The sequence below is a fragment of the Comamonas testosteroni genome (assembly GCF_014076415.1).
GTDB classification, from domain to species: domain Bacteria; phylum Pseudomonadota; class Gammaproteobacteria; order Burkholderiales; family Burkholderiaceae_C; genus Comamonas; species Comamonas testosteroni_F.
This window is the reverse complement of the sequence record NZ_CP043568.1, coordinates 4326398-4340384: the sequence shown is the minus strand read 5'-3', so window position 1 is coordinate 4340384 and position 13987 is coordinate 4326398. Positions and strand designations below refer to the sequence as shown.

Below are 13987 nucleotides of genomic sequence, written 5' to 3'. Positions count from 1 at the left end.
GATGGGACGCCCCTCAGACGCCATGCTGCGATCTTCAGTCTGTGCGAGGGGCAGTTCGAATATTGTTGGCCCATGCGTTGGATGGGCCGAATGAAAGGAAACTTATGTGGTATTTCGCCTGGTTGCTGGGTCTGCCGCTGGCAGCAGCCTTTGCCGTGCTCAATGCGATCTGGTTCGAACTGATGGATGACGAGGCAACGCGCCGCAAGCTTCTGGAGCGAACCAATTCGCTGCCGGACGCCTGAGTCGCCAAGACGTGAAAAAGCCCGGTCAGCTTGAGTTGACCGGGCTTTTTTTATGAATCAGGCCTTGGCCTGCTCAGGCCGTTCGGGGGCTTCTCAGCGCCTGCGTGGCCTGGGCCAGTTCGGTGATGAGTGACCAGTTGCCACTCTCCACGGCACTGGCGGGGACCAGCCAGGAGCCGCCCACGCAGACCACATTGGACAGCGCCAGAAACTCCGCCGCGTTGCTGGGCGAAATGCCGCCAGTGGGACAAAAACGCAGCTCTCCGAACGGACCTTGCCAGGCCTTGAGCATCTGGATGCCGCCCGACTGCACGGCGGGGAAGAACTTGAGCTCGGTAAAACCATCTTCCTGAGCCATCATGATTTCGCTGCTGGTTGCGACGCCGGGCAGCAGCGGCAGGTTCAGATCGCGGCAGGCCTGGCCCAGCTTGCCGGTGTAGCCGGGGCTGACGGCAAACCTGGCGCCGGCCCGGGCCGCCGCTGCGGCATCGGCCGCATTGCGCACGGTGCCCGCACCGACGATGGCTTCGGGCAGCTGCCTGGCGATGGCCTCTATGCAGGCCAGGCCCTGAGGCGTGCGCAGCGTGACCTCCAGAACCCTGATGCCGCCTGCCAGCAGTGCTTCGGCCATGGGCACTGCATGCTCTGCTTTGTGCAGCACGATGACCGGAATCACCGGTGCATCCTGCATGATGGACAAGGCGGTCATTTGAGCAGCCATGTGCAAGCTCCTTCCTCTGCGCTCAGCGCATTGCGCCGGAATCCGGCAAACAGTTCACGGCCCAGGCCGCGGTGATTGGCTTGTTGCAGCGCGGTCGGCATGATGGCCAGCGGCCTGGTTTCCCATTCGGCATCCGTCAGCTCGGCCTGCAGCAGGCCGGTGGGGGCATCGAGCACGATGATGTCGCCGCTTTGCACCTTGGCCAGCGGGCCGCCGGCCAGTGCTTCGGGACTGACATGAATGGCGGCCGGAACCTTGCCCGATGCGCCGCTCATGCGGCCGTCGGTGACCAGGGCCACGACATAGCCCTTGCCTTGCAGAACGGCCAGCGGAGGGGTGAGCTTGTGCAGCTCGGGCATGCCATTGGCCTGCGGTCCCTGCCAGCGCACCACACAGACGACACCATTGAAACCATTGGTCTGGCAGGCCTGCTCCAGCGCACCGGATCTGAAGGCCGCCTGCAATTCATCCTGCGAATCAAAGACCCATGCCGGTGCCCGCAATGCGTGGCGATCCTCAGGTACGGCGCTGATCTTGATGACACTGCGGCCAAGATTGCCTTTGAGCAGTTTCAAGCCACCCGTAGGGCTGAAGGGATGGCTGACAGGGCGCAGCACGGCTTCATCGCCGGAGCTGCCCGCATCTCGCCATTGCAGTTGATGGTTTTCGACATGGGGGAGGCGCCCGAAGGCCGTCAGTCCCTCGGGCCTCACCGTGAGCACGTCGCCATGCATGAGTCCGGCCTGAAGCAACTGGGCGATCACGTAGCCGGGGCCGCCTGCGGCCTGGAACTGATTCACATCGGCGCTGCCATTGGGGTAGACGCGGGCCAGCAGGGGAACTACCGCAGACAGCTGCTCGAAGTCATCCCAGTCGATGACGATGCCGGCAGCTCGGGCCACGGCGACCCAGTGGATCAGGTGATTGGTGGAGCCGCCGGTGGCCAGCAGGGCCACCATGGCGTTGACGATGCAGCGCTCGTCCACGACATGCCCTATGGGGGCAAAGCGACGGCCCCGGGTGATGGACAGCACGGTACGCATGGCTTCTCGTGTAAGCAGTTCGCGCTCCGCGTCGGCGGGGTTGATGAAGGCTGTGCCGGGAACATGCAAGCCCATGGCTTCCAGCAGCATCTGATTGCTGTTGGCCGTGCCGTAGAAGGTGCAGGTGCCCTGGTCGTGGTAGGCCGCGTTTTCTGCGGCCAGCAGCTCCTGCCGGCCGACCAGGCCCTGGGCCGCCTGCTCGCGCACCTTGGCCTTGTCGCTGTTGGACAGGCCCGAAGTCATGGGGCCTGCAGGCACGAACACCATGGGCAGGTGGCCGAAATGCAGGGCGCCGATGAGCAGGCCAGGAACGATCTTGTCGCAGACGCCCAGCATCAGGGCCGCATCGAAAGTGTCGTGCGTGAGAGCCACGGCGGTGGACATGGCAATCGTGTCGCGGCTGAACAGGCTCAGCTCCATGCCGGGCATGCCCTGGGTCACTCCGTCGCACATGGCGGGTACACCGCCGGCGACCTGGGCCGTTGCGCCGTTGCGTCTGGCCTCGTCCTTCAGAATATCGGGGTAATGCGCAAACGGCGCATGGGCGGAGAGCACATCGTTATAGGCCGTGACGATGCCGACATTGGGGCCTTTTTCCTCAATGATGCGGATCTTGTCCGTACCGGGCAGAGCCGCAAAGGCATGGGCCACATTGGCGCAGCCCATGGTGCGTACTTGTGGAGGGCGCGCGGCCATGGCATCGACCTGTGCCAGGTAGTCGGAGCGGCTGGCGCGGCTGCGCTCCTGGATGCGCCGCGTCACCTGGTCCAGAACGGGGTGAAGTGCCATGATGAAAGTCCTTGGGCAGCAGTGCCTGTGCTTGGGGTGCAGGCATTGTCTTGGAATGAGTGAGAGCCATGCCCGGGGCATGGCTCCATGGTTGCGCGCTTATTTGGCGCGGGCTTGCTTGACGGCGTTCTGCACAGAATCCCAGGTGCCTTGACCCACGGACTTGGCAATGCCGGCATTGACGGTGCCGAGCTTGTCGCGCATGCGGCCTGCTTCGGCGGCTGGCAGTTCGTTGACCTGCATGCCCTTGGTCTTGATCTCGGCCAGGGCCTTGGCGGCTTCTTCGCGCGTGTCCTTGCGCTCGAATTCACGGCTCTTGATTGCCGCATCCTGCAGCACCTTCTTCTCGGCAGGGCTCAGCGTGTCCCACCACTTCTTGCTGACCGTCACGATCCAGGGGCTGTAGACATGGTTGGAGACGGTCAGGTACTTCTGCACTTCATAGAACTTGCTCGACAGCACCGTGTTGAAGGGGTTTTCCTGACCGTCAACGGCCTTGGTTTCCAGCGCCGTGAACAGCTCGGAGAAGGGCAGGGGAACGGCATTGGCGCCCAGGGTCTTGAAGCTGTCCAGGAAGACGTTGTTCTGCATCACGCGCAGCTTCACGTCCTGCAGATCTTCCAGCTTGGTGATGGGGCGCTTGTTGTTGGTCAGATTGCGAAAGCCGTTTTCCCAATAGACCAGACCGACCATGCCCTTGGGCTCCAGAGTGGCCTTGACCTTCTCTCCCACGGGGCCGTCCAGCACGGCATCGGCCTCCTTGGTGTTGGCAAACAGAAATGGAGTGTCCCAGATCGCCATCTCGGGCGACAGGCCCACCAGCGTGGCGGTGGAGCCGACCATCATTTCCTGGGCGCCGCCGATCAGGGCCTGCTGCATCTGCGTGTCCGAGCCCAGGGAGGCATTGCCGATGGCGCGGACTTTCATCTTGCCGCCACTGGCCTTTTCCACTTCCTTGGCGAACATGCGCACGGCACGTCCCTGGTTGGAGTCCTCCACCAGACCATAGCCAAACCGCACCAGGCGGGGCTTGAAGTCCTGTGCCTGAACGGCACCTGCGGCCAGCAACATTGCCGTGAGGCCCGCGACTGCAAATTTGATACGCATACCCGTCTCCTTGCTTGATTGGGCCAGGGCCCTTTGATGAAATTGGAACTGCCGTGATGCGCTTGATTGCAGTGCGCACCATGCTGTGAACTTAAGAGTTTTCATGGATGGCACGCCGTTCTCAGTGCATCCATTTGAGCGGGCCCGTGACCAACTGCGGGAAGATCACGAAGAGCACGGCCAGCAGCACATAGACCATGAGGAAGGGATTGGTGCCCTTGATCACGGTTTCCATGCGCAGCCTGCCTACCCCGGCCACCACGTTCTGTACCGTGCCCACCGGGGGGGTGATCAGGCCGATACAGCCCACATAGATGAACATGAAGCCGAAGTACACGGGATCGATGCCGGCCTTGACGGCCAGCGGCGCGCAGACCGGACCGAAGATCAGAATGGTCGGGGTCAGATCCATGGCGGTACCGACCACGAGCAGGAAAAGCATCATCACGGCCATGAAGAGCATGGGCTGATCCAGCAGGCCCGAGAAGCTGTCGGCCAGCATATTGGGCAGGTCGGCGAGCGTGATCATGTAGGCGGTCACGGTGGCTGCGCCGCAAAGGAACATCACCACGGCGGTGGTTTTGGATGCGCCCAGGAAGACTTCGTAGAGCCTGCTCCAGCTCATCTCCCTGTAGACCACCATGGAGACAAACAGCGCGTAGACCGCGGCCACCACGGCGGCTTCGGTCGGCGTGAAAACGCCACCCTTGAGGCCGCCCAGGATGATGACCGGCATCATCATGGCCCAGAAGCTCTTGGCCAGTGCCTTGAGGCGCTGGCCCCAGCTCACGCGCTCACCCGAGGTCAGCTGGTATTTGCGCGCAATGAACCACCAGGCGGCAATCAGAAAGCTGCCCATGAACAGGCCGGGCACGACGCCTGAGAGAAACAGCTTGCTGATGGAGGTGTTGGTGGTGACGCCGTAGATCACGAACGGCATCGAAGGCGGAATGATGGGGGCGATGATGCCGCCCGAAGCCAGCAGGCCGGCGCTGTAGCTGTCGGGATACTTCTGGTCGCGCATCATCGGCAGCAGGATGGTGGCCAGCGCGGCAGTGTCGGCAATGGCCGATCCGCTCATCGAGGCCAGCAGCACGGCCGCACCGATGGCCACATAACCCAGGCCGCCCGGAATATGACCGACAAAGGCGCGGGCCAGATCGATGATGCGGCGCGACAGGCCGCCCGCATTCATCAGCTCACCCGCGAGGATGAAGAAGGGCACGGCCAGCAGCGGGAAGTTGTCGAACCCGGCTTGCAGATTCTGTGCGAGCAGCTGGGTGTCGAAAAAGTCCAGGTGCCACATCAGGGCGACGCCGGTGAGTATCAGTGCATGGGCAATCGGCATGCCGATCACCATGCCGCCGATCAGCACGGCGAGAAAAATCAGGGTAACGATCATGGTGCTCTCCTTACTCCACGCTGGTTTCAGAAGATTCGGCCGGGGTGCCGCGCAGCATGTCGCGCACCACGACCAGCAGCATGCCTATGGCCAGCACCAGCGTCGCCGCTGCGCCCAGAGCCAGGGGATAGCCCAGCACGGTGCTGTAGCTGCTCCAGCCGGCAACGACCTGCTCCCAGGAGCCCCATAGCAGCAGGGCCATGCAGGCGCCGATCAGCAGTTGCGAGACCCAGAACAGGACTTTGCGGGTGATCGGGCCGACCCGCGATGTCACCATGTCGAAGCCCAGGTGGGCGCCTTCGAAAGCCGCCACGATGGCGCCGATGGCCACCAGCCACACAAACAGCAGGCGCGAGATCTCTTCATAGGAGACGATGCTGGTGTGGAAAACGTAGCGCAGTACCACGTTGACGAAAACGGCAACCACCATGCCGGCCAGGGCCAGCACCATCAGGCCTTCGGCCAGGCGCTTGAGCCATGGCTTGCGGCCCTGTGCCTCTTTGCGATCTTCAGACATTGGCTGTCTCCTGCTGTCTTTTATGCGTGGGATTCGCGCCTTGCCCATTGCCGGGCCGCAAGCGCGATATCGTTGAGATTCATGGTGGCGCTGACGGTCAGGACATCAGGCTCCTGACGCGGGTCTTCCAGCGTCGTGAACTGATTGGCCACCAGGTCGGGCGAGAAGAAATGCCCGGGTCGGGTCTGGACCCGTTCCAGGGCCGTGGCGTAGTCGAGGTCGAGAAACACAAAACCTAGTTGCTGGGCACTGCGCAACTGGTCGCGGTACTTGCGCTTGAGCGCCGAGCAGGTCAGCACCAGGCCGTGTTCGGCATCTGCCTGTGCCAGCCGCTGCGCCAGGCGTTCCAGCCAGCCTTCGCGGTCGGCATCCGTCAGGGCAATGCCGGCCTGCATCTTGGCCACGCTCTGGGGGGAGTGGTAGCTGTCTCCTTCCACCAGGGTCCACCCCAGTTGTAGGGCGATGGCTTCTCCCGCGCTCGATTTGCCGCAGCCGGAAACTCCCATGACGACGAGTGCCGACATGGAGCCCTGAGGCTGGATCTTGCTTTGATTCATTTTTGGATAGCGCTATCCGGTATGGTTAAAAAAATGAGCAGCCTGCTGCTTTCTGCGATTGGCTTCAGACCTTGGTCGAAGGCAAGTCAGTGCTTCCATCAAGCTGCTTCCACAGACTTCATTTCAAGTCTGGATAGCGCTATCATACTCAAAAAACCTCAGTCATCTGATTAGGAGATTCCCTTGCCTCCCGAGACCCGTACCAAGAGTGAAACCCCGGCAGACAGCGCTTCTTCAAGGCGATCTCGTGCCAGCGGGCGAGTCACCCTCAGCGATGTGGCACAGGCTGCGGGCGTGAGTCCGATGACGGTCTCCCGAGCCTTGCGCGGAGAGCGCAGAGTGGCTGCTGCCCTGGTCGACAAAGTGCGTGAGGTTGCTGCCTCTCTGGGTTATGTGCCCGATCTGGCAGCGCGTGCACTGGCCTCGCAAAAAAGCACACAGGTGCTGGTACTGGTGCCCATGCTATCGAACACCTTGTTCGTGGAGGTCCTGGAGGCTGTGCACAAGGTGCTGTTTGCCCAGGGCTATCACATGCTGATCGGCGTGACCCACTACGACCCGGTGGAAGAAGAGCAGTTGCTGCGGGCCTATCTGCCCATGCGGCCTGCTGGCCTGTTGCTGACCGGGTTCGACCACAGCGAAGAGTCGAGGAAATTGTTGGCCGCCAATCCCGTGCCTCGCGTGCATCTCATGGAGTTGCGCGAGCCCGGCACGGGCCCAGATTGCTACAGCGTGGGTTTCTCTCAGATTGCAGCTGGCGCTGAAATGACCCGCCATCTGCTGGACAAGGGATACAGACGTATCGCATTTTGCGGAGCCCAGCTCGACGCGCGTGTCATGCAGCGTCTGGAAGGTTATCGGCAGGTGCTCAAACAGGCCGGCCTGTATGACCAGAGCCTGGAGATTCTCAATCCCGAGCGCTCATCGCTGGCGCTGGGTGCAAGGCAGTTTGAGACACTTCTCAAGGCGCAGACTACGGTGGATGCCATCTTTTTCTGCAATGACGACATTGCACAAGGCGCATTGCTGGAGGCCAATCGCATGGGGGTCAAGGTGCCGCAGCAGGTGGCGATCGCCGGGTTCAACGACCTGCCTGGCAGTGATCAGATGGTGCCGCCTCTGACCACCATCCATACCCCCAGGGATGAAGTGGGCAGAAAAGCTGCCAGCATGTTGCTGCAATTGCTGGCCGGGGACACCGTCAGAGAGGCCAGTGTGGATCTGGGCTTCAGGCTGGTGCCCAGGGCCAGCACCTGAGTTGTCGGCGTCAGGCTTCCGTGCCTGACTTGCCTCGCCCGGTAATCTTGTCCTTCAGGTCCAGCAGTCGCGTCACGGCCGAGCCCATACCCATGAGCTGCATGGCGGTCTCTGGCGACAGACGCTGTACATCGTCAAACCAGCTCATCAGCTTGTCGATGAGCTCGTGCATATCGCGCATGCGCTGTTGGGCATAGCGTTCTTCGTCGGTGCTGGCTTCTTCCATCATGGCAGCACGCAGCATGGATTGCGTGGGTTCGATCTCGCGGCGGCGGCGCTCTTCGGCCAGTCGCTTGAAGATTTCCCAGACATCCTCGGGTGCCTGGAAGTATTCGCGCCGGTCGCCGGGCTGGTGACGCAGCTGAACCAGCCGCCAGGCCTGCAGCTCCTTGAGCCCCATGCTCACATTGGAGCGCGAGAATTCCAGCGTGTCGGCAATCTGGTCTGCGTTCAGCGGCTCGGGCGAAATGAACAGCAGGGCATAGATTTGCCCGACGGTGCGATTGATGCCCCAGCGGCTGCCCATCTCGCCGAAATGCGAAACAAATTGTCGGCTCAGCTCCGACAGTGGTTTGGCTTGCGTCATGGCCTCCATTGTGCCTTTGCCCGGGGTTTCCAGTGGGGCAGGGAAATCAAGCCGGAGTGCAATCGCTCTGTTTTTTTCATGCTTGGCGCAAGAAGCCTGCGCAGATATGTTTCGTAAAACTTGCAACGCTGTCAGCAAATTGTTGGGAATCGGCGCAAAATTGCCATCCTGTTTTAAGTCGGCTTTTTTACGTTGCCTGTTGCCGGGCAAACTCACCCTGCCGCCGGTCAGTCCATGGGCTGCAGGCGGCCGTGATCTGATGGTTCAAAGTTCTATTTCCTCTCATTCCCGCAGTGCCCTGATCGACTGCACCAAGGGTCTGGCTTGTGCAGCCATCGTCTGGCATCACCTGGCCTTTTACGGTCCCATGTCCGATGTGGCTCACCCCGTCATGCCCGACCTGCTTGACTGGCTCTATGAGTACGCCCGCATGGCTGTACAGATCTTTCTGGTGATCGGCGGTTTTCTGGCTGCAGCCAGCCTGGCTCCCATGGGGCTGGCGCGGTTTGATTCACCCTGGTCCAAGATCGGCAAGCGCTTTGTGCGCCTGGTCGTGCCTTATGCCGTGGCGCTGGTGGTGACGATTGTGGTGTCTGCGGCGATTCGTCCCTGGTTCGACCACGAGTCCGTGTCTGCCGACCCCGATCTATGGCAGCTCATGGCCCATGCTTTGCTGCTGCAGGGCATTGTGGGCGAGGAGTCACTGTCGGCTGGCGTCTGGTATGTGTCCATAGACTTTCAGTTGTTCGCAGCGACCGTGCTGCTGCTGGCCGGCGTGCGCTGGCTGCAGCAATGGGCGCTGAGGCGCTGGGGCGATACGGCCATGAAGCGCTGGTGGCCCTGGGCCGTGACTGGCATGCAGGGGCTGGTGGTTGTGGGGACGGCAGCTTCGTTGCTGAGCTTCAATCTCGATGCAGACCTTGATGTCTGGGCGATTTATTTCATGGGCGCCTATGGCGTCGGCATGATGGCCTTCTGGGCAGTGGCGGCAGACAAGCGCCTGACGGCCTGGAGCTGGGGCCTGCTGATTGCTGCTCTGATCATCGGCGCGCTGGTCCATGAGTGGCGCGACCGCATTTTTCTCGCCGGCGTGACCGCGATGCTGCTGATCGTTTGCATGCGTACCGAGGTCATTGCCCGCTGGCAGGGTTTTGCGCCGCTGCGTCGCCTGGGAGAGATTTCCTACTCGGTATTCCTGATTCACTTTTCCATCTGCCTGCTGGTCAACGCAGTGGTCAACCATTTCTGGCACGGTTCGGTCACAGCCGCCGTGCTGGGCATTCCGCTGGCCTTTGTGCTTTCACTGACAGCCGGCTACGCGCTGTACCAACTGGTGGAGCGTCATGTTTCGTCATGGAGTCAGGCCCTGCGCTGGCAGGCAGGCCTGATCGGCGCGGGTCTGCTGACCACCATGCTGGCCGGCTTGCGCTGAGTCTGATCCAGGCAACAAAAAAGCAGCTCCGGTGAGCTGCTTTTTTGCTGGGTGAGCCGGTTCAGCGATGGAGCTCGCCCGCGCTTTCGGGCTGGAACTCGATCGCATCCACGCGCACGGTTACCTGGCCGGTAGGGCTGGGCATCTTGAACTCATCGCCCACTGAAAGGCCCAGCAGGGCGATGCCTACCGGCGCAAAGATGGAAACCTTGTCGGCGCTGCCATCCATATCCTTGGGGTAGACCAGTGTCAGTGTATTGGTCTTGGCGATCTCGAGAATGGTGAAGCGCACGGTGGAGTTCATCGTCACCACGTTGGCGGGTATTTCTGCGGGGTCGAGTACATCCGCACGGTCCAGCTCCGCCTCCAGTGCATCACGGCCGGGGAACTGGCTATTGTTCCTTTCCAGCAGCGATTCAATGCGATCCAGGTCCAAGGAGGACAGAGTGATATTGGGCTTGCGCTCCATGTAGTAACTCCCTTGCGAGATGGTGTGGTTGGCGCTTTGGCGTTGCGCAAACGGACAAAAGCCCGGGCAACGGTGTTGTCCGGGCCAAGGCATTCAGTGAAAGGCACCAACTTGGTGCATTGAAGGGATTGTCGGCGCTGAATCGCAAACTGCCAAGCCATCTCGCACTCACTGAGTGCGGATTGACTTTGAACTTGCTCTAGTTAATGGAGCGTGTTATGCCTATAAAACAATGGGCACAGTCATTTTTTATCTAGATCTGACTCAATCAACTCTCGCCGTATTGACCGGAATGCAGCCATGGTCAGTGCCTAATTCTTGCAACGAATAACTGTATTTATGTACAGTTGTCTTATGCAAAAACTTTCCTCATCCTCTGGACTGGAGTCCATTCGGACCGATGTGCCGGTGCAGCTCATCAAGGGTCGAGGGGCTGCCAGCCAGATCACGCACCGGTTTGCACGGGAGCTGCGCCAGGGCTTCGATGACGGCTGGGGAAAGTCCGAGCAGGATGAAGGAAGCGAAGAGGATGAGGAGGTCAAGACCTGGTGCACCCAACTGGAGTGGGAGCGGGCTAAATCAGCCCTGAGCCGGCACGAATCGCCCGATCTGCCTTTTCATCTGGGGTTAAATCCATACAGAGGGTGCGAGCATGGCTGCATTTATTGCTATGCCCGGCCCACGCATGGCTATCTGGGCTATTCGCCGGGGCTGGATTTCGAAACCCGGCTGATTGCCAAGCGGAACCTGCCCGAGGTGCTGCGCGCCGAGTTATCCCGGTCCAGTCATGTGGCAGCCCCCATCATGCTCGGCTCGGTCACTGACTGCTACCAGCCTGTGGAGCGCGAAGTCGGGTTGACGCGCCGCGTGATAGAGGTTCTGGCGCAGGCCAGGCATCCGTTTTCCATCGTCACCAAGGGCAGTGGTATTGAACGAGACCTTGATTTGCTGGTGCCGTTGGCACAGCAGCATCTGGTGGCCGTCTATGTGACGCTGACCACCTTGCAGCCCGAGCTGGCCCGGCAGCTGGAACCACGCGCCGCCGCGCCGCATCGGCGGCTGCGCATGATTCGGACCCTGAGCGAGGCAGGCATACCCGTCGGCGTCAGCCTGGCACCGCAGATTCCGTTCCTGAACGACGATATGGAGCAGGTGCTGGCCGCAGCCGGCGAGGCCGGTGCAAGACAGGCTTTTTATGCCGTACTGCGTCTGCCGTGGGAAGTGGCTCCGCTGTTCAATGAATGGCTGACGCTGCATTATCCCGAGCGCGCCCAACGCGTGATGGAGCGGGTGCGGGATCTGCATGGGATCAGCGAAGCGGGCAGAGCCGACGGCAAGGTCTACGACAGCCGCTTTGGCCAGCGCATGAAGGGAACGGGCGCCTGGGCCGATATGCTGGCGCAACGCTTTGCACTGGCCTGCCGCAAGCTTGGGCTGAACCGTGAGCGCGTGCATCTGGACTGCGATCAGTACCATCATTCCTTGCTGTCACCGCAGCAAAGTCTTTTCTGATGTCTCGTCTCGTTCTGTTGCGCGCCGACTCGGAGTGGGTCGATGCAGCGAACTGTGGCTGTCCAGTTGCAAAAAGCCGGAATCTGGCGTGACCCAGGCCTTTTGGCCCCTGAACGGTTTACCGAGGTTGGTAATCAATTGACTTGAGCAAGGCCTGCTGGCGCTGATAGGCCTTCTGTAGTTCGCTCATCAGTGCCTCCGGGGTCGCGTCGGTGCCCGACTCCATGCCCATGTCCCTGAGCCTGGCCTCGATCTGGGGCTGCTTGAAATACTGCAGCGCAATCTCTCTGACCCTGGCCTGCACATCGGCAGGGATATCGGGGCGCGACCAGACTCCGAACCAGCTCACCTCGGCCAGTTGTGGGTAGCCCAGTTCCTTGAAGGTGGGCACATCGGGCAGTTGCGCCATGCGCGTGGGGTAGTTCACGGCCAGCGGCTTGACCTTGCCTGCCTTGATCAGGGGCAGGGCGGTGGTGAGCCCGTCCATCATCAGCGGTACATGGCCGCCCATCAGGTCGCTGAGCGCTGGAGGGGAGCCCTTGTAGCCCAGGTGCTTCATCTTGATATTGAGCAACTGCCCCAGCAGCATGCCCGAGGTATGGCCGCGCATGCCCGTGGCATACGAGGCAAAGTCCAGTCCGTCGGCCTGCTTTTTGCCGTGCTCGGCTAGCTGCTGCAGATTGCTGGCCGGGAAGTCCTTGTTGGCAATCAGCACCAGACCGTTGCGGCTGAGCTGGGCCAGGGGTTTCAGATCCTTGAAGGGCTGATAGCTGACTTTGTAGGCCAGCGGCGTCTCGCTGACTATGCCGCCCTGGATCAGCAAGAACGTGTGGGCGTCCTTGCCGTTGGTGAGCAGGTCGTTGACGGCCAGCACGCCGGCCGCGCCGGGCTTGGACTCGACAATCACCGGCTTGCCCAGCTGTTTTTGCATGCCGTCGGCCAACAGGCGTGCCAGCGAGTCGGCATTGCCGCCGGCAGGGCCGCCCACCACCAGGCGTATGGGCTTGACGGGCCAGGGCGCTTGCTGCGCCATGGCCGCTGCACTCAGGCTCAGGCCGGTTGCCAGAGCAACGGCCCTCCAGAGCATGGTTTGCTTCATCATTGTCTCCTCTGTTTTTTGACTGCCCGGCAGCCGCCGCTGTGCCAGTGCACCGTGCCGCCGCACTGTCCCGGCGAGAGAGTTCTGTCGTGCCCGGGCAGCGCTGTCAAAAAATTCTCGGCGCAAGGGGGGCAGAGGGTTTGACGAATTACGCCAGCTTCTTGGCCGTTGGAGCGATCAAGGGTTTTGGAGCGGTCAGTAGTACAGGCAGATTGGGAGCAGCGCTACCTTCAATGGCCTTGAGGAAGGAACGCACCAGAAGACTTTCGCTGCGCTCCTTCATGCAATAGACATAGGTGGTGGTGCTGGCCGGGTCGCCGGCAATGCGTACAGGCCGAAAGCGCGGGTCGGCAATGAATTCGGCCTCGGACACGGCACCGATGCCCAGGCCGCGCGCCACGGCCTCGCGTATGGCTTCGCGGCTGCCGATCTCCAGCTGGGTGCGTGGCTTCACGCCGGCCGCCTGCAGAGCCTTTTCGATGGCCGCACGCGTGGTCGAGCCTTGCTCACGCAGCAGCAGCGGCAGGCCGTGCAGCTCGCCAAGTTCGACCTGCTCGCGCCTTGCCAGCGGGTGATCGATATGGGCAAAGAGGATGATGGCATGGCGCGCATATTCGCGCGCCAGCAGCTCGGGCCTGTCATAGAGACCGGCCAGCACTGCCACATCGGTGGTGTAGTGCTCCAGATCGTGCAGCACCTGCTGCGAGTTGCCCATGCGAATCGACAGCTTCATGCCGGGATGGCGGGCGCTGTAGGCGGCCACCATCTCGATCACATGAAACGGCCCCACGGCGCCGATCTTGAGTTCGCCCTGGTTGAGCTGGCCCGAGTCGCGCAGAAAGAACTCGGTTTCGGCTTCCAGCGCGAGCAGCTTTTGCGCCAGCGTCATGAGCTTGTGGCCGGCGCCGGTGAGCGTCATCCGATAGCCCTGGCGATGGAAGAGCTCGATCTGGCTTTGCCGCTCCAGCGTGGCGATCTGGCTGGAGATCGTGGGCTGGCTCAGTCCCAAGGCGCGGGCGGCGGCGCTCAGGCTGCCTTGCTGGGCCACGGCGATAAAAGCTCGGTAGCGGGCGGTGCTCATGCCAATCTCATCTCAAGGTTTGATCTATGGAAACTGTCAAAACTGATTCTGAAACCTTCACATGACAGTCATATGTCGACCCTAATATTTGCGTCAACGCACTGCAATGACGGTGCGACGGCAGCCCGGAAAAGCTGTACTTCACACGCACATGCAAAGGATGAATTCCG

General features: G+C 61.4%; 14 protein-coding genes. 4 read left to right on the top strand and 10 right to left on the bottom strand.

Annotated elements, in window-relative coordinates; translation table 11 throughout:
• The first annotated feature begins 104 nt into the window (after window positions 1-104).
• Window positions 105-245 (top strand): cytochrome bd-I oxidase subunit CydX, encoded by a 141-nt coding sequence (gene cydX / locus F0P97_RS19975; RefSeq protein WP_182283663.1) that lies wholly within the window; start codon window positions 105-107, stop codon window positions 243-245.
• 73 nt (window positions 246-318) lie between these two features.
• Here cydX and eda read toward each other — a convergent pair whose 3' ends face one another.
• The 6 genes from eda to F0P97_RS19945 all read right to left on the bottom strand — a co-directional run bounded on the left by eda (window position 319) and on the right by F0P97_RS19945 (window position 6381).
• On the bottom strand, window positions 319-966 hold the full coding sequence (gene eda / locus F0P97_RS19970) for a bifunctional 4-hydroxy-2-oxoglutarate aldolase/2-dehydro-3-deoxy-phosphogluconate aldolase (RefSeq protein ID WP_182283662.1): 648 nt from the start codon (window positions 964-966) through the stop codon (window positions 319-321).
• Window positions 951-2798 (bottom strand): phosphogluconate dehydratase, encoded by a 1848-nt coding sequence (gene edd / locus F0P97_RS19965; RefSeq protein ID WP_182283661.1) that lies wholly within the window; start codon window positions 2796-2798, stop codon window positions 951-953. Before edd ends, eda begins: the two co-directional genes overlap by 16 nt.
• Before the next feature lie 99 nt (window positions 2799-2897).
• On the bottom strand, window positions 2898-3905 hold the full coding sequence (locus tag F0P97_RS19960) for a TRAP transporter substrate-binding protein (protein ID WP_087081605.1): 1008 nt from the start codon (window positions 3903-3905) through the stop codon (window positions 2898-2900).
• A 121-nt stretch (window positions 3906-4026) separates the two neighbouring features.
• Window positions 4027-5307, bottom strand: coding sequence for a TRAP transporter large permease (locus F0P97_RS19955; protein WP_182283660.1), 1281 nt, complete (start codon window positions 5305-5307; stop codon window positions 4027-4029).
• Window positions 5308-5317: 10 nt separating this feature from the next.
• The gene (locus tag F0P97_RS19950) at window positions 5318-5824 is read right to left on the bottom strand and encodes a TRAP transporter small permease (RefSeq protein ID WP_182283659.1); all 507 of its coding nucleotides are present in this window, start codon (window positions 5822-5824) and stop codon (window positions 5318-5320) included.
• A 20-nt stretch (window positions 5825-5844) separates the two neighbouring features.
• Window positions 5845-6381 carry a gluconokinase gene (locus tag F0P97_RS19945; RefSeq protein ID WP_182283658.1) on the bottom strand — a complete coding sequence of 179 codons (537 nt, stop codon included), beginning with the start codon at window positions 6379-6381 and terminating at the stop codon, window positions 5845-5847.
• Between the two features lie 183 nt (window positions 6382-6564).
• Here F0P97_RS19945 and F0P97_RS19940 point away from each other — a divergent pair, with 183 nt between their 5' ends.
• Window positions 6565-7638 carry a LacI family DNA-binding transcriptional regulator gene (locus F0P97_RS19940; RefSeq protein ID WP_182283657.1) on the top strand — a complete coding sequence of 358 codons (1074 nt, stop codon included), beginning with the start codon at window positions 6565-6567 and terminating at the stop codon, window positions 7636-7638.
• Window positions 7639-7648: 10 nt separating this feature from the next.
• Here F0P97_RS19940 and F0P97_RS19935 read toward each other — a convergent pair whose 3' ends face one another.
• A complete protein-coding gene (locus F0P97_RS19935) occupies window positions 7649-8233 on the bottom strand; it encodes a GbsR/MarR family transcriptional regulator (RefSeq protein ID WP_034376636.1) in 585 nt (194 codons plus the stop codon).
• A gap of 250 nt (window positions 8234-8483) precedes the next feature.
• Between F0P97_RS19935 and F0P97_RS19930 the strand changes: the two genes are divergently transcribed.
• Window positions 8484-9656 carry an acyltransferase family protein gene (locus F0P97_RS19930; RefSeq protein ID WP_182283656.1) on the top strand — a complete coding sequence of 391 codons (1173 nt, stop codon included), beginning with the start codon at window positions 8484-8486 and terminating at the stop codon, window positions 9654-9656.
• 61 nt (window positions 9657-9717) lie between these two features.
• Here F0P97_RS19930 and rnk read toward each other — a convergent pair whose 3' ends face one another.
• Window positions 9718-10125 (bottom strand): nucleoside diphosphate kinase regulator, encoded by a 408-nt coding sequence (gene rnk / locus F0P97_RS19925; RefSeq protein WP_182283655.1) that lies wholly within the window; start codon window positions 10123-10125, stop codon window positions 9718-9720.
• Between the two features lie 354 nt (window positions 10126-10479).
• Here rnk and F0P97_RS19920 point away from each other — a divergent pair, with 354 nt between their 5' ends.
• A complete protein-coding gene (locus F0P97_RS19920; RefSeq protein ID WP_182283654.1) occupies window positions 10480-11637 on the top strand; it encodes a PA0069 family radical SAM protein in 1158 nt (385 codons plus the stop codon).
• 118 nt (window positions 11638-11755) lie between these two features.
• Here the strand turns inward: F0P97_RS19920 and F0P97_RS19915 are convergent, their stop codons facing one another.
• Both F0P97_RS19915 and F0P97_RS19910 read right to left on the bottom strand, forming a co-directional pair.
• A complete protein-coding gene (locus F0P97_RS19915) occupies window positions 11756-12736 on the bottom strand; it encodes a Bug family tripartite tricarboxylate transporter substrate binding protein (RefSeq protein ID WP_182283653.1) in 981 nt (326 codons plus the stop codon).
• A 148-nt stretch (window positions 12737-12884) separates the two neighbouring features.
• Window positions 12885-13817: a LysR substrate-binding domain-containing protein gene (locus tag F0P97_RS19910; RefSeq protein WP_182283652.1), complete on the bottom strand. Its 933-nt coding sequence runs from the start codon at window positions 13815-13817 to the stop codon at window positions 12885-12887.
• Window positions 13818-13987: the final 170 nt, after the last annotated feature.

What these genes read in the sequence shown, in the direction of transcription:
- F0P97_RS19960 (WP_087081605.1), bottom strand. Translation starts at nt 3,905, where the DNA reads ATGCGTATCAAATTTGCAGTCGCGGGCCTCACGGCAATGTTGCTGGCC.
- F0P97_RS19945 (WP_182283658.1), bottom strand. Translation starts at nt 6,381, where the DNA reads ATGAATCAAAGCAAGATCCAGCCTCAGGGCTCCATGTCGGCACTCGTC.
- F0P97_RS19950 (WP_182283659.1), bottom strand. Translation starts at nt 5,824, where the DNA reads ATGTCTGAAGATCGCAAAGAGGCACAGGGCCGCAAGCCATGGCTCAAG.
- F0P97_RS19955 (WP_182283660.1), bottom strand. Translation starts at nt 5,307, where the DNA reads ATGATCGTTACCCTGATTTTTCTCGCCGTGCTGATCGGCGGCATGGTG.
- F0P97_RS19915 (WP_182283653.1), bottom strand. Translation starts at nt 12,736, where the DNA reads ATGAAGCAAACCATGCTCTGGAGGGCCGTTGCTCTGGCAACCGGCCTG.
- rnk (WP_182283655.1), bottom strand. Translation starts at nt 10,125, where the DNA reads ATGGAGCGCAAGCCCAATATCACTCTGTCCTCCTTGGACCTGGATCGC.
- edd (WP_182283661.1), bottom strand. Translation starts at nt 2,798, where the DNA reads ATGGCACTTCACCCCGTTCTGGACCAGGTGACGCGGCGCATCCAGGAG.
- F0P97_RS19920 (WP_182283654.1), top strand. Translation starts at nt 10,480, where the DNA reads ATGCAAAAACTTTCCTCATCCTCTGGACTGGAGTCCATTCGGACCGAT.
- eda (WP_182283662.1), bottom strand. Translation starts at nt 966, where the DNA reads ATGGCTGCTCAAATGACCGCCTTGTCCATCATGCAGGATGCACCGGTG.
- F0P97_RS19935 (WP_034376636.1), bottom strand. Translation starts at nt 8,233, where the DNA reads ATGGAGGCCATGACGCAAGCCAAACCACTGTCGGAGCTGAGCCGACAA.
- cydX (WP_182283663.1), top strand. Translation starts at nt 105, where the DNA reads ATGTGGTATTTCGCCTGGTTGCTGGGTCTGCCGCTGGCAGCAGCCTTT.
- F0P97_RS19930 (WP_182283656.1), top strand. Translation starts at nt 8,484, where the DNA reads ATGGTTCAAAGTTCTATTTCCTCTCATTCCCGCAGTGCCCTGATCGAC.
- F0P97_RS19910 (WP_182283652.1), bottom strand. Translation starts at nt 13,817, where the DNA reads ATGAGCACCGCCCGCTACCGAGCTTTTATCGCCGTGGCCCAGCAAGGC.